At 66.0% G+C, this 22,709-nt stretch carries 19 protein-coding genes; all 19 read left to right on the top strand.

Annotated elements, in window-relative coordinates; all coding sequences use genetic code 11:
- The first annotated feature begins 8 nt into the window (after positions 1 to 8).
- The 19 genes from tssF to tssI (ABDW61_RS05480) all read left to right on the top strand — a co-directional run bounded on the left by tssF (position 9) and on the right by tssI (ABDW61_RS05480) (position 22,709).
- Positions 9 to 1,913: a type VI secretion system baseplate subunit TssF gene (tssF, locus tag ABDW61_RS05570; RefSeq protein ID WP_343637055.1), complete on the top strand. Its 1,905-nt coding sequence runs from the start codon at positions 9 to 11 to the stop codon at positions 1,911 to 1,913.
- Complete coding sequence (tssG, locus tag ABDW61_RS05565; RefSeq protein ID WP_343637053.1) at positions 1,910 to 3,136, top strand: type VI secretion system baseplate subunit TssG; 1,227 nt, start codon at positions 1,910 to 1,912, stop codon at positions 3,134 to 3,136. The genes tssF and tssG overlap by 4 nt, the downstream gene beginning before the upstream one ends.
- Entirely contained in the window at positions 3,133 to 5,784 is a 2,652-nt protein-coding gene (tssH, locus tag ABDW61_RS05560; protein ID WP_343637051.1) for a type VI secretion system ATPase TssH, read from the top strand. Before tssG ends, tssH begins: the two co-directional genes overlap by 4 nt.
- 54 nt (positions 5,785 to 5,838) lie before the next feature.
- Positions 5,839 to 6,339 carry a helix-turn-helix transcriptional regulator gene (locus ABDW61_RS05555; protein ID WP_343637049.1) on the top strand — a complete coding sequence of 167 codons (501 nt, stop codon included), beginning with the start codon at positions 5,839 to 5,841 and terminating at the stop codon, positions 6,337 to 6,339.
- Complete coding sequence (locus ABDW61_RS05550; RefSeq protein WP_343637047.1) at positions 6,332 to 7,057, top strand: nucleotidyl transferase AbiEii/AbiGii toxin family protein; 726 nt, start codon at positions 6,332 to 6,334, stop codon at positions 7,055 to 7,057. The genes ABDW61_RS05555 and ABDW61_RS05550 overlap by 8 nt, the downstream gene beginning before the upstream one ends.
- A 137-nt stretch (positions 7,058 to 7,194) precedes the next feature.
- Complete coding sequence (tssI, locus tag ABDW61_RS05545) at positions 7,195 to 9,330, top strand: type VI secretion system tip protein TssI/VgrG (RefSeq protein WP_343637045.1); 2,136 nt, start codon at positions 7,195 to 7,197, stop codon at positions 9,328 to 9,330.
- A 1-nt stretch (position 9,331) separates the two neighbouring features.
- Complete coding sequence (locus ABDW61_RS05540) at positions 9,332 to 9,877, top strand: hypothetical protein (protein ID WP_343637043.1); 546 nt, start codon at positions 9,332 to 9,334, stop codon at positions 9,875 to 9,877.
- An 8-nt stretch (positions 9,878 to 9,885) separates the two neighbouring features.
- Positions 9,886 to 10,998 carry a DUF2169 domain-containing protein gene (locus tag ABDW61_RS05535; RefSeq protein ID WP_343637042.1) on the top strand — a complete coding sequence of 371 codons (1,113 nt, stop codon included), beginning with the start codon at positions 9,886 to 9,888 and terminating at the stop codon, positions 10,996 to 10,998.
- Between the two features lie 35 nt (positions 10,999 to 11,033).
- A complete protein-coding gene (locus ABDW61_RS05530; protein ID WP_343637040.1) occupies positions 11,034 to 12,071 on the top strand; it encodes a hypothetical protein in 1,038 nt (345 codons plus the stop codon).
- 60 nt (positions 12,072 to 12,131) lie between these two features.
- Entirely contained in the window at positions 12,132 to 13,754 is a 1,623-nt protein-coding gene (locus ABDW61_RS05525) for a PAAR-like domain-containing protein (RefSeq protein WP_343637038.1), read from the top strand.
- Position 13,755: 1 nt separating this feature from the next.
- Positions 13,756 to 14,796 (top strand): hypothetical protein, encoded by a 1,041-nt coding sequence (locus tag ABDW61_RS05520; RefSeq protein ID WP_343637036.1) that lies wholly within the window; start codon positions 13,756 to 13,758, stop codon positions 14,794 to 14,796.
- Positions 14,793 to 16,139, top strand: a complete 1,347-nt coding sequence (locus tag ABDW61_RS05515; protein WP_343637034.1) for a hypothetical protein — start codon at positions 14,793 to 14,795, stop codon at positions 16,137 to 16,139. Before ABDW61_RS05520 ends, ABDW61_RS05515 begins: the two co-directional genes overlap by 4 nt.
- Before the next feature lie 5 nt (positions 16,140 to 16,144).
- Positions 16,145 to 16,594 carry a thioredoxin gene (locus tag ABDW61_RS05510; RefSeq protein ID WP_343637032.1) on the top strand — a complete coding sequence of 150 codons (450 nt, stop codon included), beginning with the start codon at positions 16,145 to 16,147 and terminating at the stop codon, positions 16,592 to 16,594.
- A gap of 98 nt (positions 16,595 to 16,692) precedes the next feature.
- Positions 16,693 to 17,058 carry a hypothetical protein gene (locus ABDW61_RS05505; protein WP_343637030.1) on the top strand — a complete coding sequence of 122 codons (366 nt, stop codon included), beginning with the start codon at positions 16,693 to 16,695 and terminating at the stop codon, positions 17,056 to 17,058.
- The gene (locus ABDW61_RS05500) at positions 17,027 to 17,512 is read left to right on the top strand and encodes a phage late control D family protein (RefSeq protein WP_343637028.1); all 486 of its coding nucleotides are present in this window, start codon (positions 17,027 to 17,029) and stop codon (positions 17,510 to 17,512) included. Before ABDW61_RS05505 ends, ABDW61_RS05500 begins: the two co-directional genes overlap by 32 nt.
- 21 nt (positions 17,513 to 17,533) lie before the next feature.
- On the top strand, positions 17,534 to 18,547 hold the full coding sequence (locus tag ABDW61_RS05495; RefSeq protein ID WP_343637026.1) for a hypothetical protein: 1,014 nt from the start codon (positions 17,534 to 17,536) through the stop codon (positions 18,545 to 18,547).
- A 532-nt stretch (positions 18,548 to 19,079) separates the two neighbouring features.
- Complete coding sequence (locus ABDW61_RS05490) at positions 19,080 to 19,577, top strand: hypothetical protein (protein WP_343637024.1); 498 nt, start codon at positions 19,080 to 19,082, stop codon at positions 19,575 to 19,577.
- Between the two features lie 180 nt (positions 19,578 to 19,757).
- On the top strand, positions 19,758 to 20,285 hold the full coding sequence (locus ABDW61_RS05485) for a hypothetical protein (protein ID WP_343637022.1): 528 nt from the start codon (positions 19,758 to 19,760) through the stop codon (positions 20,283 to 20,285).
- Between the two features lie 186 nt (positions 20,286 to 20,471).
- Positions 20,472 to 22,709 (top strand): type VI secretion system tip protein TssI/VgrG, encoded by a 2,238-nt coding sequence (tssI, locus tag ABDW61_RS05480; RefSeq protein WP_343637020.1) that lies wholly within the window; start codon positions 20,472 to 20,474, stop codon positions 22,707 to 22,709.

Genomic DNA, 22,709 nt, shown 5'->3' with positions numbered 1-22,709 from the left:
GGACCGCGATGGATCCCCGCCTGCTGCGGCTGTACAACGACGAGCTCGCCCACCTGCGCGAGGTCGGCGCCGAGTTCGCGCGCGACTTCCCCAAGATCGCGGCGCGGCTGGGCATGGAGGAGGCCGAGGTCTCCGATCCCTATGTCGAGCGGCTGCTGGAGGGCTTCGCCTTCCTGTCCGCGCGGGTGCAGCTCAAGCTCGATGCCGAGCATCCGCGGCTGATCTCGCATCTGCTCGAGTCCATCTATCCGAACTTCCTGGCGCCGGTGCCGTCGATGATGATCGCGCGGCTGAGCGTCGATCCGACCGATCCGAATCTCTCCAAGGGCCATCCGGTGCCGCGCGGCAGCGTGCTGCAGGCGGGCGTGCCGCGCGGCCAGGACACGCGCTGCGAGTTCCGCACCGCGCATCCGATCACGCTGTGGCCGTTGACGCTGGAGGACGCGCAGTACTTCACCCATGCGCCGGACCTGCCGATGTCGCGCCTGCCCGATGCGGCCGGCTGCCGCGGCGGGCTGCGGCTCCGGTTCAGGACCGGCGGCGGCATCCCGGTGCGGCAGCTCGGCCTGGAGCGGCTCGCGCTGTACCTGAGCGCGCCGGACGAGGTCGCCTACCGGTTGCATGAACTCGCGCTGGGCGCGCCGCTGGGCAGCTACGTGGCCGGCGAGGGCATCGACGCGCCCCTGGTGCCGGCGCAATGGCGCCCGGCGGCCAGCATCCGCCCGATGGGCTTCGGCGCCGACGAGGCGCTGCTGCCCGAGACGCATCGCAACTTCTCCGGCAGCCGCTTGATGCAGGAGCTCGCCGCGATGCCGCGGCGCTTCCTCTTCCTCGAGATCGACCAGCTGGCCGACCGGCTCGCGCGCATCGAGGGCAACGCCTTCGAGATCGTGCTGTTCTTCAGCCGCGGCGATGGCGGGCTGGAGGCGATGGTCGATGCGGACAGCGTGTCGCTGCATTGCACGCCGGCGATCAACCTGTTCCCGAAGCGGCTGGACCGCATTCAGCTGGGCACCGGCAGCTGGGAGTACCACGTCGTGCCGGACCGCACCCGGCCGATGGACTACGAGATCCACAGCCTGCAGTCGGTCACCGGCTATGGCGCGGGGGCGCTGGGGCAGCAGGGTTTCGAGCCGCTGTATGCGACCTATCACGAGGCGCGTCCGGATGCGCCCGGCTTCTACACCGCGCGGCGCGAGCCGCGGCTGATGTCGACGCGCCAGAAGGAGCACGGGCCGCGCACCGGCTACATCGGCGACGAGGTGTTCCTGTCGCTGGTCGATCCGCGCCATGCGCCGTATCGCGAGGACATCCGCCAGCTGTCGGTGACGGCGCTGGTGACCAACCGCGACCTGCCGATGCTGCTGCCGCACAACGGCGCCGGCATCTGGCGCCTGGACGCGGCCGGGCCGGTGCTGAAGGTCGAGGCGGTGCACGGGCCGACGCGGCCGGTGAGCCGCCAGCCGGCCGGCGAGGCGGGCTGGAACCTGGTCGGCCTGCTGACGCAGCAGCAGCTCCCGTGGGCGGACGAGCCGCCCGCGCAGGCGGCCGCGACGCTGCGCCGTCTGCTGGCGCTGTACGGACCGCCGGCCGATCCGGCCTGGCTGCGCCAGATCGAGGGCGTGCGCGCGGTCGAGGCCAAGCCGGTCGTGCGCCGGCTCCCATTCAGCGGGCCGCTGAGCTACGGGGCGGGCACCGAGATTGAACTGGAGCTCGACGAACTCGCGTTCCAGGGCCACAGCGCCTTCCTCTTCGCCAGCGTGCTGGAGCGCTATTTCACGCGCCACGCGGCGATCAACAGCTTCACGCAGCTGAGCCTGCGTTCGCCGCAGCGCGGGCTGATCAAGCGCTGGGCGCCGCGCATTGGCGGCGATGCTGAAGGGCGCGATGAGCGTGCCGGGGGGCGCGCATGAACGTGCGCGACTCCGGTTCGGCCAGCGACGGCGCCAATGACGCGAGCGGCGGCGACGCCGCGCCGGCCGGCGCCGCGGCGGCGGAGCTGCGGCCGGAGCATCTGCTCGCGCGCCGGCCCGAGAAGCGCGGCGAGCGCGGCCAGCGGGATGAGGCGCTGCGCGCGCTCTTCGAGGATGTCGAGGCGACGCCGTGGGCGCATGACTTCTTCGCGTTGCTGCGCCGCATCGAAGGCCTGTCGCCGGACGTGCCGCGGCTGGGCCGCGGGCTGCGGCCGTCGCAGGAGGCGATCCGGCTGGGCCAGGAGCCCGAGCTCGACTTCGCACCGGCCGCGCTGGCCAGTCTGACGCGCGGGCAAGGACCGGCACCGCGGCTGGGCGTGCGCTTCTTCGGGCTGCTCGGTCCGCAGGGGCCGATGCCGCTGCACCTCACCGAATACACGCGCGAGCGGCTGCATCAGCGCGGCGATCCGACGCTGAGCCGCTTCCTGGACGTCTTCCATCACCGGCTGCTGCTGCACTTCTACCGGGCCTGGGCGCAATCGCAGCCGGCGGTGCAGCATGACCGGCCGGCCTCGGACCGCTACGCGGCCTGGCTGGGCGCGGCGACCGGGCTGGACGGCGCGCTGCGTCCGAACGACTCGCTGCCGCAGACCGCGCGGCTGTTCCAGGCCGGGCTGCATGGCGGCCGCGCGCAGCATCCGGAGGGCCTGGCGAAGATCCTGTCGCTGCACTTCGGCGTGCCGGTGCGCATCGAGCAGCACGTCGCGCACTGGCTGCCGGTCGAGGACGGCGAGCGCACGCGGCTGGGTTTCGCGCGCCAGCGGCCCGAGCGCATCGGCCGCGAGCTGCCGCGGCTGGGCCAGACCACCACGGCGGGCAACAAGGCCTGGGACCGGCAGTACCGTTTCCGCGTCGTGCTGGGGCCGCTGACGCTGCGCCAGTACGAGGGCTTCCTGCCCGACGGCGACGCGTGGCGGCCGCTGAACGACTGGATCCGGCAGTACGTCGGCCACAACCTGCAATGGGAGCTGCAGCCGGTGCTGCGCCGCGACGAGGTGCCCGCCGCGGCGCTGAGCGGCCGGGCGCGGCTGGGCTTCACATCCTGGACGGGCCGCGCGGGCGGCCGTCCGCATCGTCACGACCGGGGCGACCTGCACCTGCATCCGCGACAGCGGGTCCGGGGGCGGGCGACGCCGCCGGCATCACAGGGAGCATCGTCATGACTGAAATCGCCCGCACCAGCCTCTTCGGCAAGCTCAATCCGCTGGCCTACAAGGCGATCGAAGGCGCCACCGTGTTCTGCAAGCTGCGGGGCAATCCGTATGTGGAGCTGCAGCACTGGCTGTACCAGATCCTCAACACGCCGGACTCCGACCTGCACCGCATCGTCAAGCATTACGGGCTGGACGCGGCGCAGCTGTCGGCGGACCTGATGGCCTCGCTGGACCGGCTGCCGCGCGGCGCCACCTCGGTCACCGACCTGTCGAGCTGGGTCGAGAACGCGGTCGAGCGCGGCTGGGTCTACGGCTCGCTGATGTTCGGCGACCAGCAGGTTCGCACCGGCCATCTGGTGCTGGGGCTGCTGAAGACGGCGTCGATGCGCAACGTGCTGCTGTCGGTGTCCAAGCAGTTCGAGAAGATCCCGGTCGACGACCTGAGCGAGCATTTCAACCAGATCCTGGAAGGCTCGCCCGAGCGCGCGATGCGCGCGGCCGAGCCAGGCGCGGCGCCCGGTGACGCGAGCGGCGCGATCGCGCCCGCGGCGATGGGCAAGCAGGAGGCGCTCAAGCGCTTCGCGGTGGACCTGACCGAGCGCGCGCGCAATGGCGAGATCGATCCGATCGCCGGGCGCGACGAGGAGATCCGCCAGATCGTCGACATCCTGATGCGCCGGCGCCAGAACAACCCGATCCTGACGGGCGAGGCGGGCGTGGGCAAGACGGCGGTGGTGGAGGGCTTCGCGCTGCGCCTGGCGCAGGGCGACGTGCCGCCGCAGTTGAAGGATGTGTCGCTGTACATGCTGGACATCGGCCTGCTGCAGGCGGGCGCGAGCATGAAGGGCGAATTCGAGAACCGGCTGCGCCAGGTCATCGACGAGGTGCAGGCCTCGCCCAAGCCGATCATCCTGTTCATCGACGAGGCGCACACGCTGATCGGCGCGGGCGGCGCGGCGGGCACGGGCGACGCGGCCAACCTGCTCAAGCCGGCGCTGGCGCGCGGCAAGCTGCGCACGATCGCGGCGACGACCTGGGCCGAGTACAAGAAGCACATCGAGAAGGATCCGGCGCTGACGCGGCGTTTCCAGGTCGTGCAGGTGCCCGAGCCCGATGAGCACAAGGCGGTGCTGATGCTGCGCGGCGTGGCCTCCATCCTGGAGAAGCATCACCGCGTGGCGCTACTGGACGAGGGCATCGAGGCCGCGGTGCGTCTGAGCCACCGCTACATCCCGGCGCGGCAGCTGCCGGACAAGGCGGTGAGCCTGCTGGACACGGCCTGCGCGCGCGTGGCGGTGAGCCAGCACGCGACGCCGGCGGAACTGGAGGATTGCCAGCGCCGCATCCAGGCGCTGGAGATCGAGCGCGAGATCATCGCGCGCGAGGGCGCCATCGGGATGGACGTCGCGGAGCGCCAGCAGCGCGTGGCGGCGGCGCTGGACGAATCGCAGACGCGCAAGGCGGAGCTCGAGGCGCGCCACCTGAAAGAGAAGGGCATGGTCGACCGCGTGCTGGAGTTGCACGCGCTGCTGCGCAAGGACGGGGAGGGCGCGCCTTCGGAAGAGGAGCGCGGCCCGCTGCTGAGCGAGCTGCACGGCCTGCGCGCCGAACTGGCGACGCTGCAGGGCGATGCGCCGCTGATCCTGCCTCAGGTGGATGAGCAGGCGGTGGCCGCGGTGGTGCAGGACTGGACCGGCATCCCGGTCGGCCGCATGGTGCGCAACGAGCTGCAGGCGGTGCTGCAGCTGGCCGACACGCTGAACCAGCGCGTGGTGGGCCAGCGGCATGCGCTGGAGATGATCGCCAAGCGGATCGAGGTGTCGCGCGCCGGGCTGGACAACCCGAGCAAGCCGATCGGCGTGTTCCTGCTGGCGGGCACGTCGGGCGTGGGCAAGACCGAGACGGCGCTGGCGCTGGCCGAGGCGCTCTACGGTGGCGAGCAGAACGTCATCACCATCAACATGAGCGAGTTCCAGGAGGCGCACACGGTCTCGACGCTCAAGGGCTCGCCGCCGGGGTATGTCGGCTACGGCGAAGGCGGCGTGCTGACCGAGGCGGTGCGCCGCCGGCCGTACAGCGTGGTGCTGCTCGATGAAGTCGAGAAGGCGCACCCGGACGTGCACGAGCTGTTCTTCCAGGTCTTCGACAAGGGCTGGATGGAGGATGGCGAGGGCCGCTACATCGACTTCAAGAACACGATCATCCTGCTCACGAGCAACGCGGGCAGCGACCTGATCATGAAGCTGTGCGCGGATCCGGAGCTGATGCCGGAGCCGGAGGGCATCGCCAAGGCGCTGCGGGAGCCGCTGCTGAAGGTGTTCCCGGCGGCGCTGCTGGGCCGGCTGGTGACGATCCCGTACTACCCGCTGAGCGAGGAGATGCTGGGCCAGATCGTGCGTCTGCAGCTGGGCCGCATCCAGAAGCGCGTGGGCGAGAACCTGGGCGTGCCGCTGAGCTTCGGCGACGACGTGGTGAAGCTGATCATCAGCCGCTGCAACGAGGTCGAAAGCGGCGGCCGGGTGGTGGACGCGATCCTGACGAACACGGTGCTGCCGCGCATCAGCCGGGAATACCTGACGCGCCTGACCAACGGCCAGACGATCACCCAGGTCGCGCTGACGGTGAAGGACGGGGATTTCGAGTACGGGTTCGATTGAGCGGCGCTGGCAGGCCGCTTGCGTTGGCATGGGTCTTCGTATAAAACGCGATACATGCCAGCCAAAGCAGCCTTGCTCGCCGATGACCTCCAGCGCCTGTGGGCGCAGGTGAGCGAACGGGTGCGTGAGGCCCGGCTCCGCAGGAACATGACGGCGGAGCAGGTCGCTCGCGAGGCGGGGATCACCCGCGTGACGCTCAACCGCCTGGAGCGCGGCGACCCTTCGATCACCGTGGCGACCTTTCTCAAGGTGCTGGATTCCCTCAGGCTCGCCCAGGACTTGGCGGATGTCGCCGAGGACTCTGAGAAGCGAACTGCCGGAGAGCAGTTGAGGCAGCGCCGGTTGCCGAGCCGGATTCGCATTGACGCCTATCCGCAGCTCCGCGAGATCGCTTGGCATCTTTCAGACCCGCAGGCCACGGTGACCCCGAAGGAGGCGCTGGAACTCTATGAGCGCAATTGGCGCCACGTGGACCAGGCGCAAGTGCTGCCCAAGGAGCGCGCGCTGATCCAGCGGCTCGTGGAGACGCTGGGCAAGGGGGTGATGCTTGTTTGAGCGACCGCATCATCAGCACATCGCTGCCGTGCTGGCGCACCTGAACTCGGATCTCCTGTGCGAGAACCGCTGCCTGTTTGGTGGCGGCACCGCGATCGCCTTGGCCTTTGGCGAATACCGCGAATCGGTCGACATCGACTTCATGTGCGACGACAAGGACGGCTACCGGAGGCTGCGTTCCCTGGTCGATCAGAGCGGTTTGGCCTGGGCCTTCTCTCCGGAAGTGAAGCTGGAGCGCGAGCCGCGGGTCGATCAGTATGGAATCCGCAGCGCGGTCTCCATGGGCGGTGCCCGGCCGATCAAGTTCGAGATCGTCTTCGAGAGCCGGATCACGCTGGACGCGCCGCGGCCGGAGGAGCGGATCTGCGGCGTTTGGCGGCTCACGGATGTGGACCTTGTTGCATCGAAGCTCATGGCCAATGCCGACCGTTGGCGGGACAACAGCGTGATGTCGAGGGATCTGATCGATCTGGCGATGATGTCGCCCGATCCGGCGGTGATGGCGGCGGGCCGAGCCAAGGCGGAACTGGCTTACGGGTCGTCCGTCGCCAACTCGTTCGTCAAGGCGAAGACCGAGCTTCTGGAACGGAGCAACCGCCTCAGGATCTGCATGCAGGGGATGGGGATGACGCTTTCCGAGACCGAGCTGCGAAGGGCGGTGACGCGTCTGGACATCGATCCGCCTGCAAGAAGGGCAACGCGGGGCGTGAGGCGCTGATTGGAGGAGCGCGGCCGGCATGACCTGCCCCTCGTGGCGGGCGTTTATCGCCCTGACGGCCGAGAGTGACCTTCGACAGTTGCCCGGGCAAGGGGTGTTCCCTAGCCTGCGAGGCATCGTCCCAGTACCTGCGAGCCATGGCCTCACCGTTCCGTCTCAAGACCGCCTTGCCCGAAGAAACCCTGCGAGTGCATTCGTGCGTGTCGCGAGAGGGTCTGAGCGAAGCGGGCGACACCATGCTGACGCTGCTGAGCGAGCAGCGCGACCTGTCGGCCTATGACCTGCTGGGCAAGCCGGCGACGCTGACGGTGGCGCTGCGCGACGAGGCGCCGCGCTACATCAGCGGCTACGTGACGCGTTTCGCGCAGCGTGGCTTCGAGGGCAAGCACTGCGTCTACGAGATGCAGATCCGGCCGTGGCTGTGGCTGCTCACGCGCACGTCGGACTGCCGGATCTTCCAGGAGATGACGGTGCCCGACATCGTCAAGCAGGTGTTCGAGGACCACCCGGTGGCGCGCTACGAGTTCAAGCTGCTGCGCCCGTACCGGACCTGGAACTACTGCGTGCAGTACCGGGAGACGGACTTCAACTTCGTGGCGCGGCTGCTGGAGAACGAGGGCATCTACTGGTACGTGGAGCACGAGGAGAACGGTCACAAGGTGGTCCTGTGCGACTCGGCCAGCGGGCACGACGCGGTGCCGGGGTGCGAGTCGCTGCCGTTCTACGGCTCGGGGGCGCAGGCGGCGCCGCAGCTGGAGTACATCCAGAGCTGGAACGGCGTGCAGTGCGTCAAGCCCGGCAAGGTGGTGATCACGGACTACGACTTCCAGCGGCCGTCGGCGTCGCTGGAGGCCTCGCGGAGCCAGGAGCGCGACTACGACCTGTCCGATGGGGAGGTGTTCGACTACCCGGGCGGCTACATCCAGAACGGGGATGGGGCGCAGTACGTGGAGGACCGGCTCGACGAGCTGCAGACCGCGTTCGAGGTGTACGACGGCACGACGAATGCGCAGGGGGTGCACACGGGGCATCTGCTGTCGATGACGCGGCATCCGCGGGACATCGAGAACGATGAATATCTGGTGACCGGCACGGTGCTGAGCCTGCAGCAGGCGGGCAATGAATCGGGGTCGGGGGAGGCGGGGCTGCGGTGCAGTTTCAGCTGCATTCCGTCGGCGCAGCAGTACCGGCCGGCGCGGCGCACGCCCAAGCCGCTGGTGCCGGGGCCGCAGACGGCGATCGTGACGGGTCCGGCGGGGGAGGAGATCCACACGGACAAGTACGGCCGGGTGAAGGTGCAATTCCACTGGGACCGGCGCGGCAAGCGCGACGAGCGCAGCTCGTGCTGGGTGAGCGTGGCGCATCCGTGGGCGGGGTCGAACTTCGGCGGGATCCACATTCCGCGCATCGGGCAGGAAGTGATCGTGGGGTTCATCGAAGGGGACCCGGATGCGCCGATCATCATCGGCCGCACCTACAACGGCGAGAACCTGCCGCCCTGGGACCTGCCGGCCAACGCGACGCAAAGCGGCTTCCTGACGCGCTCGACGAAGGGGGGCAGCTACGGCAACGCCAACGCGATCCGCTTCGAGGACAAGCAGGGCGCGGAGCAGCTGTGGATCCACGCGGAGAAGAACCAGGATATCGAGGTCGAGAACGACGAGACGCATTGGGTCGGGCGGGATCGGACCAAGACGATCGACCGGCATGAGACGACGCTGGTCAAGGGCAATCGCACCGAGACGGTGAACCTGGATGAGACGATCACGATTCATCAGAACCGCAAGGAGCGCGTGGACCTGGACGAGACGATCTCGATCGGGATGAACCGCACCGAGGACGTGGGCGTCAACGAGACGATCAGCATCGGGTCGAACCGGTCGGTGACGATCGGCGGGAACAAGACAGAGACCATCACGATGGCCAAGGCCGAAACGATCGGCCTGGCGAAGGCGCTGACGATCGGGCTGGGGTATCAGACCTCGGTAGGCGCGATGATGAACACGACGGTGGGCGCGTTCCAGACGGCGCAGATCGGTTTGCACAAGACCACGACGGTGGGCAAGGACTACTCGATCAGCAGCGGGGCGACCTACTCGGTCACGGCCAAGGACGAGATCCATCTGACGGTGGGCAAGGCGAGCCTGACGATGAAGTCCGATGGCACGATCATCCTCAACGGCCACACGCTGAGCGTGGGCACCACCGGCGAGCAGACCTTCAAGGCCGACGGCGAGGTGACCGTCAAGGGCAAGAAGATCCTGGAGAACTGAGGTGGAACGAGTCGACGTGGCGGCGCAAGGTGCCGAGGCTTCGCAGGAAGCGTCGCCGTTCCATGTGCTGCTGAGCCAGGGGTCGCAAGCGGCGGCGATGCCGGCGCCGGGACAGGTGGTCATCGGCACGCTGCAGACGGCGCCCGCGATGGGTGCGGCAGGCGCGGCGCAGGTGCCGGGGCTGGGTGTGGTGGGCGTGGTGCACAGTCTGGTGCCGCTGACGGCGGCGCAGGAAGGGCAGGGCGTGGCGCTCAGCGTGCTCGCGGGCGGCTCGGCGATCGTGCTGGGGCTGCTGTGGAATGGCGCAGGGACGCAGGGCGAGGCGGCTGAGCAGCAGCGGGATTCGCAGGAAGAGCCGGAAGGGCTGATCGTCACGGTCGATGGGCACAGGGAGGTGATCGAGGCCGCGGAAGAACTCGAACTGCGCTGCGGCGAGGCGTGCATCGTGCTGACCGCTGACGGGCGCATCCAACTGCGTGGGACCTACATCACCAGCCATGCGAGCGCGACACAGCGCATCGTGGGTGGGTCGGTGCATGTGAACTGACGCGATCCATGCAGTTGCACATTGGCTCCAAGCATTTGGCCACCGACATCGCTGTGGCGCTGGACATGACCGGGCGCGAGCACCTGGTGATCGTCACAAAAGCGACGTGGAGCATTCCGGAATCGGGGCAACGGCCTCGTCCGCTGCCTCCTCAGCCTCTGGTCATGACAGATGAGTACTACGGAGCGCCGGGCGAGAGCCCACTGCGTTGCAGCGCAGACATGGCCCGCTTCAAGGCACGTTGTGACGTGATCTTCGATGCTTGCGCTCATAGCCCCGATGGCCGGCCAACGCGCGAGTTGCATGCCGGCTTCGAGCTCGGGCCGCTACGCAAGCTGCTGCGCGTCCTTGGCCCTCGTCAATGGCAAAGCACGGACGGCGGGCGGACATTCCGTCTCGGCTCCAGTAGCGAGTTCGTTCGGACGCCTCTCCATCATGGTCTCGCATTCGGCGGCACCCGTTGGTACCAGGAGGGTGGGGAAAGACTCTGCGAAACGAACGAACACAATCCATCGGGACTCGGTTTCGCGGGTGCTCGGACGCTGGGCCAGATGCATCTGCAAGCCGCCCATCAACTGGAGCATGTTCAGCACCCCGTGCAGCAGCCGGGCGACGTGCTTCCGCCGGCGGCACTAAGCGCAGTCGCGAGGAACTGGTTGCCGCGACGCAGCCTGGCGGGCACCTACGACGAGGTGTGGCAGCGCGATGTCTTCCCGCTGCTGCCGCACGACTTCGATGAACAGTTCTACCAGTGCGCGCCGGAGGATCAGCAGATGCCGTATCCCCAAGGCGGAGAAACAGTTCGCTTGCTCAATCTGCTTCCCGGGCGACCCGACATGAGATTCGAACTGCCCAATTTCAAGCCGAAGGTCGGCGTGCTTCGTTCAGACACCTCGCAAGAAGCTCCCAAGGCTCACTTGGACACGCTGTTTTTCGAAACAGAAGAGCTGCGCTTCAGTGCCGTATGGCGGGCGAGTGTGCCGATTCGACGCAGCCTTCAGGAGTTCGAGGCCTGTGCGGTGGGAGGCGTTGACCCGGAACTGTGGGCACCTGGTTTTTCTGGCATCCGGAGTGGCTGCAAGGGCTGCGACGAGACAGAACTTTCCGTGGTGCTGCCATGAGCCGAACAAGCGCCCCCTCATCGAGCTGGCGCCCGATGTACATCCAGTCGCCTGCGATGTGCTGTGCGCTGGGACACCACAGCGCTGCCGCCATCGCGGCCATCGACGCGCACATGAACCATCTGCAGGAGACTGCGTTCCGTTGCGACGGTCAGGTCGTTCATGGTGCCACCATCCACGGCGTTGCGGTGCAAGGCACGTCGCGTCACGCGGCCATGGCCATGCAGGTCTGGTACGAAGCAACGTCCGGATTGGCTTCGGAGGTGCCACGTCAACACCTGCCCGTGCTGCTGCTGAGCGCGAGTCCGAAGTGCAGCGGCATGACGGTCGCTGAGGCGCATGGGTGCCTGACCGGAATGCAATCGGCTGGAATGGGACTGCATCCCGCTTCGCGTGTGCTGAGTCTGGGGAAGGCCGGCATCGCGGACGCATTGCTCTCGGCCGCCGAACTGCTGGAGGGGCGGGGACAGTTCGCGCGCTGCCCCTACGTCGTGGTGATTGGCATCGACAGCTTGCTCACGTCGGCCGCGATCTCACGTCTACATGCGCAGTCGCGCCTGAAGCTGCCGAATCAGAGCGATGGTCTGACTCCCGGAGAAGGCGCGGCGGCTCTGCTGTTGAGCCTTGATGGACCGGCTGACCGCACAGGCGTCTGGATCGATGGACTTGGTCAGGGAACTCCGACAGACGCATGGACGGACCAGGGCGCAATGGCGCCGGTGCGCGGTACCGGGCTCGTTCAGGCGATTCGTCAGGCGGCTGCCAGCGCCGGATGCGAGGTGGCCGATCTCGATTTCCACGTCAGCGGTGTCAGTGGCGAAGCGCGCCAGTTTCGCGAAGTGGCTTTGGCGCTCGGGCGAGCCATGGAACGACGGGTGGCGGAGTTCGACCACTATCCCATCGCGCGTGGTGTCGGCGAGACCGGCGCGGCGGCTCCGGTGCTGGCCATGGCGTGGCTGAGCCGCGCCCTGCTGCAGCCGGCCACGCGTGCGCCTGGCCGCAAGGCGCTGCTGCACGTGGGCAATGACAGTGGTGAGCGAAGCGCGCTGGTGCTTCGGGCTCGCCAGGGGTGAGCGGTCGTGGTTCGATCTCACATTCAATTCTTTCGTTCACGAAGCTGAGGCAACGCCGTCATGCAAACTCACGTGTACGCCAATGGTCGAGAGGTGGCCTCGAAGGCTGCCGACGGCAAGGCGACTGCCGCGTTTCCCGATCCCTGCTGGAGTCCGCCCGCGCCAGGCGCCGGGCCGGTCCTGATTCCGTACCCCAACACGGTCTTCGCACGCGACATCACCAACGGCACCGCCACCGTCAAGGTCTGCGGGACAGAGGTCGCGTTGGAAGACCATTCGTACTTCGCAACGAGCACCGGCAATGAAGGCGCGACGCAGGCCTTCAACAAGGGCGTCAAGACGTCCGTGATCAAGGGAAAGGCGTACTTCCAGTCCTGGTCCTTCGACGTCGCTTTTGAAGGCAAAGGGGTGGCGCGGCATCAGGACCTGACGACGCATAACCACGGCTCCAAGCCGGGGGATACACCGCCCACGTACTACATCGATGACCCGGCCGTGCGCGCCAAATGCAAGGACGAGCTGTCTGACATCAACAAGAAGTGCAAGCCTCAGAAGCCTCAGAGCGAAGAGGATGAGAAGAAGGGCAAGCCGCGCCGGCGGAAGAAGGGGCTGAGCGGCGCCCTGGGCAAGGCGGCGGAAGCGCTGGACGATGCCGGGAAGGCGTCCGCCCTCTACAAGCGAGACAAGGCTGGCAAGACGGCGACCGACGGCAACGCCTGGATGGAGGATCACTGCACGGGCTTGTGGATTTCGCCCCAGCACGAGAGTCCTGCCGAGTTGCAACAGCAGTTGCAGTCGATGATGGACAACATCGAGAACTCCAAGCTGAGCCTGATGGGCAAGGCTTTCGGGGAACTCAAGGACGTCGCCATCGAGAAAGCGGGAGAGGCTGCGGCCAAGAAGGCCGCATGGTTCACCGCTCGCACCGTGGCCAAGGGCGCGGTTGGGGCTGTTGGGGTGGAAACCGGCATCGTTCCTGTGGTCATGGGAGCCTGGACCGCAGCTGATCTTGTCAGCACCGCGGTGGAGCTTGCGGCGATGGCCGGAACCAAAGGTCAGGCCGCCTTGCAAGCGATCATGGATATCAAGGACATCAAGGACAAGTCCAAGGCGATCCTGCAGGACTTCAAGGACAACCCGCACAAGGCGCATGCCAACGCCATGAGCCTGATGGCTCAGCTGGATCCTTGCGTGCGGGCTAGGAAATGCATGCTCGTGCCCTACAAGAACACGAAAGGCAGTCCGACGAAAGCCACGGCTCAGGCTCGCCATGGCAATGGTTGCTGTCCAGGGCAGACGGGCCACCACGTGTTACCGGACGCGATGGTGTCGGGCGCCAACTGCGATGGTTACGACTACGATTCCGCGCCGACCGTGTGCCTCGAAGGAACCAACAATCATGATGGTCACGGATCCCATGGGATGGCTCACGCCAACCTGAAACGGTCGATCGACAAATACAAGCAGACGACGAAGAAGGAAACGATTCCCTATGCGGATGCGAAGCGCCACGGCCTGAACGCCATAGAAATGGCGGGAGCCGGTCATTGTGATCGTGCTTGCCTCGAAGCCCAACTCGACAAGCACTACAAGGGATGCGCCGGAAAGGATCTTTCAGCGCATTCGGGATCCGGTGGCGGCTCATCAACCGGGGACAAGGCGAAACCAACGAAGGTGCGATGAAATGCTAGTCACAGCTGAAGAGTACAAGACCACGTTCAAGAACTACTACATCGTTGACTGCGCGGCGAGAGATCGCAACATCTTTGCATTCGCGCTCGACCGAATCCTCACTGATGCGGAGGTCGAAGAAGAAGAGAGGAACAAGTGGGATCGATCTTTGCGCCCCAAGCGCCTCATTACCTTCTTCCGCGATGAGGCAGAGGGTGACAGGTGTGGCGGAACGGACTTCGACCAATGGGGCCCGCTCCGGCTTGGCGCCATGGATCTGCCAAAAAGCCAGTTTTTGCTCTACGAGGGTGAGAAGGGCAGGGTCTACGTCATTGGATCGGGAGAGGAAACGTTCGAAAGGCCACTCAGCAATCTGACGGATCCAGATTGCCCAATGAATGCAGGTGTCGATCGAATCAAGACATTCAATGGCAAGGCGTTCTTGGCGGGTGGATGCCGAGGATTTGCCGAGCGATTGGGGACGGATCGTTACAAAAGCCACAAGGGTCTTGTGCTTCCGATTCCCGTGGGCGATCCCACGCATCTGGAGGACGGATTCGAAGACTTTGATATGTTTGCCGAGGATGACATCTACGCCGCAGGCGGCAGAGGTGATGTCTGGCATTTCAATGGGAAGGGCTGGCATCAAGTTCACCTGCCTACGAATGCCTGGCTGAAAACGGTGTGCTGCGGCGGTGATGGACTGGTCTACATCTCAGGGTACGAAGGCCTGACCTTCGTGGGCCGTGGAGACAAGTGGAAACAGATCAATGCGGGAGGCGTCTATCTCGGCTGGCGAGACATGGTCTGGTTCGAAGACCGTGCCTGGGCGACCAGCGAGAACGGCCTTTGGACGATCAAGGACGGCCGTGTTGAGTTCCAGAACCACGAGCTGCCGCCAGAGATCAGCGTCTGCAGTGGCAACCTCTATGTCGCCGACGGCGTCATGCTGATGGCTGGCCTGGGTGGGGCCTGTTTCCGTGAGAACGGCAAGTGGCAGAGCATCTTCACCAAGGGCCAGATGGACAAGTTGCTGCTCGACGACGCCAAGTGAGCGAATCCCCGATTGCCTGGCCAAGCCTGCCGAAGATCGTCCAACCGCTGGTGCGCCGGCATGCGGAAGACGCCGCGTTCTACTGGACGCAACTGGACGGAGCATCACAGGCCACAGGGCTGAACGCTCAGCGATTGATCCACTTCCAGCGCCTGCTGGAGGCTCATCTGGAAGGCCTGCGCGTCGCTGGCATTGATGGCATGCCGCTGACGCAGGAAGCGCTCGTCCGCTGGCGTAAACCGGGGGAGGCCTTCGCGGCATGTGCTGCCGCGCTGTCGATATCCGGCGGCGCTGAAGCGCGGGCTTATGCGCTCGAGCCGCTGCTGAGGACCATTCGGCAACTTCCGGATGTGCTGTTGCGCGGATTCATTTCCGCCCTGGCCTGGACGGATGCCGCGCAGGTGGAACCTTGGCTACGCGGCGCTCTCGTTTCGGACGATCCGGTGCTCCGTGTTGCGGCCCTGCGTGCCTGCTCGCTTCATGGCCTGCGAGTCGAGCGATGGCACCTGCACGCTCACCATCAGGACGCGCATGTGCGGGCAGCGGCTTGCCGAGCCGCCGGTCCGGAGCATCTGCGCGAACTCGCGACGCTCCGCGACGATGCCGACCTCCAGGTGCGCGCCGAGAGCGCGATCGCGTGGGCGCGGCTGATGCCGGAGGGTGAGCGGCGTGCCGAAGATGCGGCACAGGCGGCCAGTCTGCTGTGGCGGTGCGTGAGCGAACAGATTGAACTCACCGAGACGCGCAGCGGCTGGTATCGCATGCAGGCGCAGCGCCGGCTCAACCGTTGGCTGTGCCACTTGGCTTGGCTCGCGCCTCTTGGTCATGCCGGCGTGCCGCAGTTGCTCGCGCAACTGCCACCGCGCTTGGCGCTGAGCTTCCTGCTCCATCACGGAGATGCAGCGCAACTGAAGTTTGTGGTGCAGGCCACGGGACAACCGGCGGTTGCGCGGTGGGCCCTGTGGGTGTGGCGTTGCCTCACGGGTGTCGACCCGCAAGTTGCCGGCTTGACGCTGCCCGACGCTCCACCCGATCTGGATGCGCCATTGAGCACCGATCAGCGGGATGCCGACCAGGGACTTCCATTGCCCGATGTGGCCGCTGTCGCCGCTCATCCGGGCAGCCATATCGTCTTGGAGGTGGGCGAGCGCCTGTTGATGGGCCAGCCGGTACGGGCTCATGCTTTGAGGACGCTTCTTGATCCTGCCGCCGATCAACCTCAAGCATTGCGCTTTGTTGCGGCCCATGCACTGACGCAATTGCATCCGGCCTATGCGCTCAATGTGCGTGCCAGCCCGGCGGTTCAAGCGGCGCAATTGGCTCGAATGGGAGTCGCTCCGTGAGCGGAATGAACGAACTTGACCCGTGGCAGGACGCTGCGGCATTGGCGCGGCGACTGCGTGATCCTGGTAGCGAGTTGCTAGTCGTGCTTGGCGCGGAAGGTTGGTGCAGCAAGTGCCAGCGCTTGCGGCCTGCGTTCGATGCGCTGGCTGCGGGGCTTCCCGCGCCACTGATTGCGATGTGGCTGGACCTTGAGGACCACGCCGAGTTTCTCGACGGGTTCATTCCTCCTGACCTGCCGCTGCTTCTTCGATGGCGACAAGGCGTTTGCGTTCAGGCAGCGGTGATCGATGACATCGCCCTGGATGCGCCCCAGGATGAGCGCGTGAAGCTCCAGCCCTTGGCCATCGAAGGGACACGAGTGCGCGACCCGCATCAGGGCGAGTTGATCGAGCTTCCCAGGCTATGGACGGAGTTCACGACTGCGACCTGGGCGGAAGCGGTAGGGAGAAACTGAGGCCATGTCGATCGCCGTGACGTTCAAAGGCTGCGTGTGACTGAGGCGCAGGCTGCTCATTGCAAGCTTTGCGGTCTGTCGCGATGGGCGAAGTCACGATGGTTCTAGAGATCGACATACTGAAGGGGCGCGTCCTCGTGGACGGCATGGCGGCGTGGAGTGCCGGAGACGGTGCGTCGGCGCTCGAAGACGAACGTGTGGTCCGCTGTCTGGACCTGGACGCCATTCTCGTGATCGCGGAAGAGGAGGGGAAAGGCGTGGTCGCCACGGTGCTATTCGATGAAGAGGAGTTCGCCGACTCCATCCTGACCAGCAGCATCGTGAGGCGATTTGCGAAGAAGACCGGCGTGACGCCGGAGATGGTGTCGCGACGAATGGCCCAGGCTCGCTTTTCCTGGGGTCGGATCGAGTTCTCAGTGGATCCGAGGCAGGGTGACCTGTCGATCGTGGTTTCCCGGCGATGAGCGATTCACCGTCGATGATCTTCCTGATTCATGCGCCGCGTCTTGTCCGGGCATCGGTAGCCCGACCTCGTGGGGTCGACTTTCGACCGTCGCCCTGCTGGGCAAGCCGGCGACGCTGACGGTGGCGCTGCGCGACGAGGCGCCGCGCTACATCAGCGGCTACGTGACGCGTTTCGCGCAACGTGGCTTCGAGGGCAAGCACTGCGTCTACGAGATGCCGATCCGGCCGTGGCTGTGGCTGCTCACGCGCACGTCGGACTGCCGGATCTTCCAGGAGACATCCGCAGGCATGGTGACCGGCTGCGATCCCAAGGATCTGAAGAGACAGTTGCGAGAGCATCACCAGAAGAACGGCTTGCCTGAGAGCACGCGGCTCCGGGCGGATTCTTTCGGGAAGAATCCACCGCCCAAGGGAACGCCAATGGGTTCGCGACAAGGCGGCGCTTCCGACTAATTCAACGATATGGAGAACTCAATGGCATCGAGCGATGTTTCATCCGTGTATTACCTTGACGGTGTTGTCGTCGCACCGGACTTCGTCTTTCTTGCGACGCAGCTCGATTCTTTAGACCCCCGAGAAACGGCCCACACTCGATGCTCCACCTACAACCCGGCTGAACAAGAGCTGCCGTTCGGGTACTTCGATCTCGACGACAACATCGTCTCGGTTCACGCCTATCGAACTCTGCCGGAGGACAAGAAGCGCTTCGCTTGCCTTGGGTCCCAAGGCGCGGTGCACTTCGTTCGCGGCAGCACGAAGGAGGTCCGGACTGAGCGACTACCAGGCGCCGGAATGCAGGATGGCAATTTTGGCGGGCTGATGTCTCATTTGCGTGAGATCGACGGTCAGTTGTGGGCTTGTGGGCAACACGGCCAGGTCTATCGCCGGCATGGCGTCGACGATTGGCGCAGGAACGATCACGGCATTCGCGTTGAAGTGAATCCTTCAGAGTACGGCGGTGATCGCGTTGGTGAGATGCTAGAGGTCATGTCCGCTGCTCCAATGTTGAGCTGCATTGATGGGACCAGCGGAGCCGATGTCTATGTGGTGGGCTTGCTGGGCTACATGGCGCATTTCGATGGCGATCGATGGACCAAGATCCCTCTTCCTGTCGATGAGCATCTGGAATGGGTGCGCTGTTATGGGCCCGATGAGGTTTTGGTATGCGGGCATAACGGTACCTTGCTCACGGGCAGCGCAATGAAGGGCTTCAAGAGCGTGAGCGGTTTGGACGACCATCAGACATTCGTCTGTCTCTCCAAATTCAAGAATGCCGTCTATCTGAGCGCCGAGGAAGGGCTCTTCGTCTTTGACGGCAAGACGATCGCCCCGGTGAAATCACGGCTGAAGCCTGAGATCCAAGATGCATGGCGGCTCGATCAGGTCGATGGCGTGATGTGGAGTATTGGCGTTACCGATCTAATTCGATTCGACGGAAAGAAGTGGGAGCGAGTCGATCATCCGGACAACGAGCCGATTCGAGAGTGACTGCATTGCGCCGCGTTCTATCCGCCGATGCGCTCGTCGCCATCTTGGGCTGGCGGGCCACCGAGGCTCGCTGGCAGGCCTTCTGGGATCGATGGTCTGACGGTCAGATTAGGCCTGTTCATTGGCAGAAGCGCGATGCCGATCCATTTGTGCTGAGTTGGTTTGGCGGCGAACTTCAACTCGTCTTGACGTACGAGCCTGGCACGTTGACTGTCCTTGAGACCTGGGCCCTGCGATCGGTCACCTTGCTCGACTCTGGCGTCTCTCCCCCTAGGCTCGCTTGGGGCAGTGGGATCGTTGAGACCACCTGCGAACTGAATGCCATGGAGGCGCACTTCCGCGCGCCCGGAAGACGACATCGAAACGGTGCGTCATTCTTCGTCAGCCGCCCGGATGGAGTCGAGTTGGCAATCCAGCTTGATTGGAAGTCCGGATTCGCCGGGCCGCTCGCGCGCTACGCAGTTGCAGCCATGGGTGTCCCAAAGGGATAGGTCCGACCCTGCCCAGAGATTCCCCATAGGATACGAAACGTATGAATATCGAGAGCCTCATTGCCTTCCTGGGACATTCATCGGCACACAAGCCATTTGATGACTTCCTTGGCTCATGCGGCATGAAGAAGCGTCCTCGGACGACGGACAGCTATCCCTACTTGCTCAAGTCGAGCTGCCCAGGCCTTTCGCTGGGATTTGAAGACGATCCCGCGGACCTGGGGATTGAACGCAAGAGCGCCGGCGAATTCGTCTTCACGAAGATCAGTCTCGATTTCACGTCTACGAAGGAGCCGTTTTCCGGAGATCTACCGTTCGGTGTGGGACGGGCCAGAACGAAGGATGAAGTCCTGGCAGTTCTCGGGTCACCCCGCACCCAGGGCGAGAACCCGGTGGATGGGGGCGCTGGAATCTCGTATTTCATTCAGGGATTGGTCTGCGTGTTTTCCTATGCCGATCCCGCCGGTGCATGCCTGTCATTTGTGAGTTTGTCTTTGCCGGACGACTCCGACCGCGAGTTTGGATTGGCTCCTGTCTGAGGGGCGGGCGACCGCGGTGCACGACGGCCCCTCGCTCGATGTTCTCGCTGCTCCTCGCGTTCTCGCGGACGCCAGCGCAAGATCCTGCACGCCGCCAACAACAGCGAACTGGCCAGCACAAGTCGCTCATCGTCATCGCAATCGCCATGTGACGCCCCCGCCGAGGTATCGTCCCACCCCATGACCACCGCACCCACCGCACCGGCCCCGGCGCTGCCCGACCTCCACCACCTGCTGGGCCTCACCGACCTCGATCCGCCGCTGGTGTCCGCGCTGCTCGCGCACACCGCGCCCGCGGGCGCCCCGGTCCCGACCGAGCTCTCCCAGAAACGCCGCAAGGAGATCCGCGCCGGCTTCGTGCTGCTCAAGGACGCCGGCGTCGTGATGTCCTTCACCCCGCGTGAAACCCACGCCGTCGACTTCGGCGAGCCGCTGGGCGCCGGCACCCATGTGCTCAGCGCGCTCTTCTACTACCCCGAGGGCAGCGAGGAAGTCGAGCCCTACACCGGCCACGCCCCGTTCGCCGATGGCCCCGTCGACTCCCGCGAGCAGGCGCTCGCCGCCTACGGCGCGCCGTCCGATGGCGAAGAGGAGGAGGGCGTCGTCGAGTGGGAACAATGGCAGCTCGACGGCCGCGAGCTGACCGCCGACTACGCCGACGACGGCGCCGTGCTCACCCTCACCGTCGCGCTGCCGCTCGCCATGTGACGGCCCGGGCGCGGCCTGCCGCACCGATTCCGTGCGGCGTCACCCACTCCGGTGACAGGCCCTGTCACGCCGCATCACCCCTTTACAGGGGTGAGCCGCCGCGAATGACTTTGGTCGCTTTCGGCGCTCCTCGCACCGGCCTACCGTGAAGGTCCGATCGCTCAGGTCCGGCTTGCCGGTCCGCCCATGGCCGCTCCCTTCCGCCTCCAGTGCGCCCTTGCCGACGATGTGCTGCGCGTCCACGCCTGCGCCTCGCGCGAGGCCTTGAGCGAGCTCGGCGAGACCACGCTCACCCTGCTCAGCGAGCGCAAGGACATCCGCGCCTCGGAGCTGCTCGGCAAGCCCGCCACGCTGACCATGGCGCTGCGCGACGACGGCCCGCGCCATCTCGGCGGCTACGTCACCCGCTTCTCGCAGTCCGGCTTCGAAGGCCGCCACACGGTCTATCAGATGACGCTGCGGCCCTGGCTCTGGCTGCTCACCCGCACCGCCGACTGCCGCATCTTCCAGGAGATGACGGTCCCCGACATCGTCAAGCAGGTCTTCGACGACCACCCCGTCGCCCGCCACGAGTTCAAGCTGATGCGCGCCTACCGGCCCTGGACCTACTGCGTCCAGTACCGCGAGACCGACTTCAACTTCATCGCCCGCCTGCTCGAGAACGAAGGCATCTACTGGTACTTCACCCACGACGAGGGCGGCCACACGCTGGTGCTGACCGACGCCGCCTCGGCCCATGACTGCGCCCCGGGCTGCGAGTCGCTGCCGTTCTACGCCGGCGGCGGCAACACGCCGCCGGCGCTCGAGTACGTCGACACCTGGATCGCTCAGGAGAGCCTCAAGCCCGGCAAGGTCGTCATCACGGACTACGACTTCGAACGCCCATCGGCGTCGCTGGAAACCCAGCAGGATCGCGCGCGCGGCTACGACCTGTCCGACGGCGAGGTCTTCGACTATCCCGGCGGCTACCTGCAGACCGCCGACGGCGCGCAGTACGCCGAGGACCGCCTCGACGAGATCCAGTCCGCCTGCGCCCGCTACGACGGCGACACCAACGCGCAGGGCGTGTGCACCGGCCACCTGCTGTCGCTGGAGCGCCATCCGCGCGACGACCAGAACGCGAAATACCTGATCACCAACACGACGATCCAGCTGCGCCAGGCCGCGACCGAATCGGCCTCGGGCGACTCCGAGCTGCGCTGCCGCTTCGCCGCGATCCCGGCCGACCAGCAGTTCCGGCCCGAGCGCCGCACGCCCAAGCCCATGGCGCCGGGGCCGCAGACCGCCATCGTCACCGGCCCCGCGGGCGAGGAGATCTTCACCGACAAGTACGGCCGCGTGAAGGTGCAATTCCATTGGGACCGGCGCGGCCAGCGCAACGAGACCAGCTCGTGCTGGATCCGCGTCTCGCAGCCCTGGGCCGGCAAGGGCTGGGGCGGCGTGTCGATCCCGCGCATCGGCCAGGAGGTCGTCGTCGACTTCGTCGAGGGCGACCCCGACCAGCCCCTGATCACCGGCCGCGTCTACAACGCCGAGCAGATGCCTCCCTACGGCCTCCCGGCCGCCGCGGTCATCAGCGGCATCAAGTCCAAGACGCACAAGGGCGCCGGCTACAACGAGATGTCGATGGACGACACGGCCGGCAAGGAAATGATCACCATCCATGGCCAGTACGACATGGCCACGACGATCGAGCACGACCAGACCTCGACCATCCACAACAACCGCACCGACACCGTCGACGTCGACGACGCGGAGACCGTGGGCAACAACCAGACCCAGACGGTGGGCGTGAACCAGTCGATCAGCATCGGCGCCGACCGCAGCAAGACCATCGGCGCCAACGAGACCGTGTCCATCGGCGCCAACCGCACCGAGTCGGTGGCGTCCAACGAGACCATCACCATCGGCGCGCATCGCACCGAGACCGTCGGCGGCGGCGAGACGCTGACGATCAACGCCGGCCAGACGGTCACCGTCAACGGCGTGCGCAGCCACACCGTCAACGGCGCGCAGACCACGACGATCTCGCTGGCCGAGGCCCACACCGTCGGCGCCGCGCGGATGCACACCGTCGGCGCGGCCGAGGCCATCAACGTCGGCGGCGCGCAGATGGTGTCCATCGGCGGACTGCAGCGCGTCAACATCGGCGCGCTGCAGAGCATCGGCGTGGCCGGACCGCACAAGCTGTCCGCCGCCACCATCGCCCAGACGGCCAAGGGCACCTACAAGACCAAGGCCGGCGCCAGCGCCACGATCGAGGCGCCGTCGATCACGCTCAAGGCCGGCGGCAGCAAGATCGTGATGGACTCGAGCGGAATCACGATCTCGGCGGCCAAGATCACCATCAAGGCCAGCGGCACCGTGGGCATCAAGGGCAGCGGCGGCGTGGCCGTCAAGGGCGCCAAGATCGGAGAGAACTGA

This window comes from Roseateles sp. (assembly GCF_039595595.1).
In the GTDB taxonomy this organism is placed as follows: domain Bacteria; phylum Pseudomonadota; class Gammaproteobacteria; order Burkholderiales; family Burkholderiaceae_C; genus Roseateles.
The sequence above is the reverse complement of the archived record's forward strand: the minus strand, read 5'-3'. Positions and strand labels throughout refer to the sequence as shown.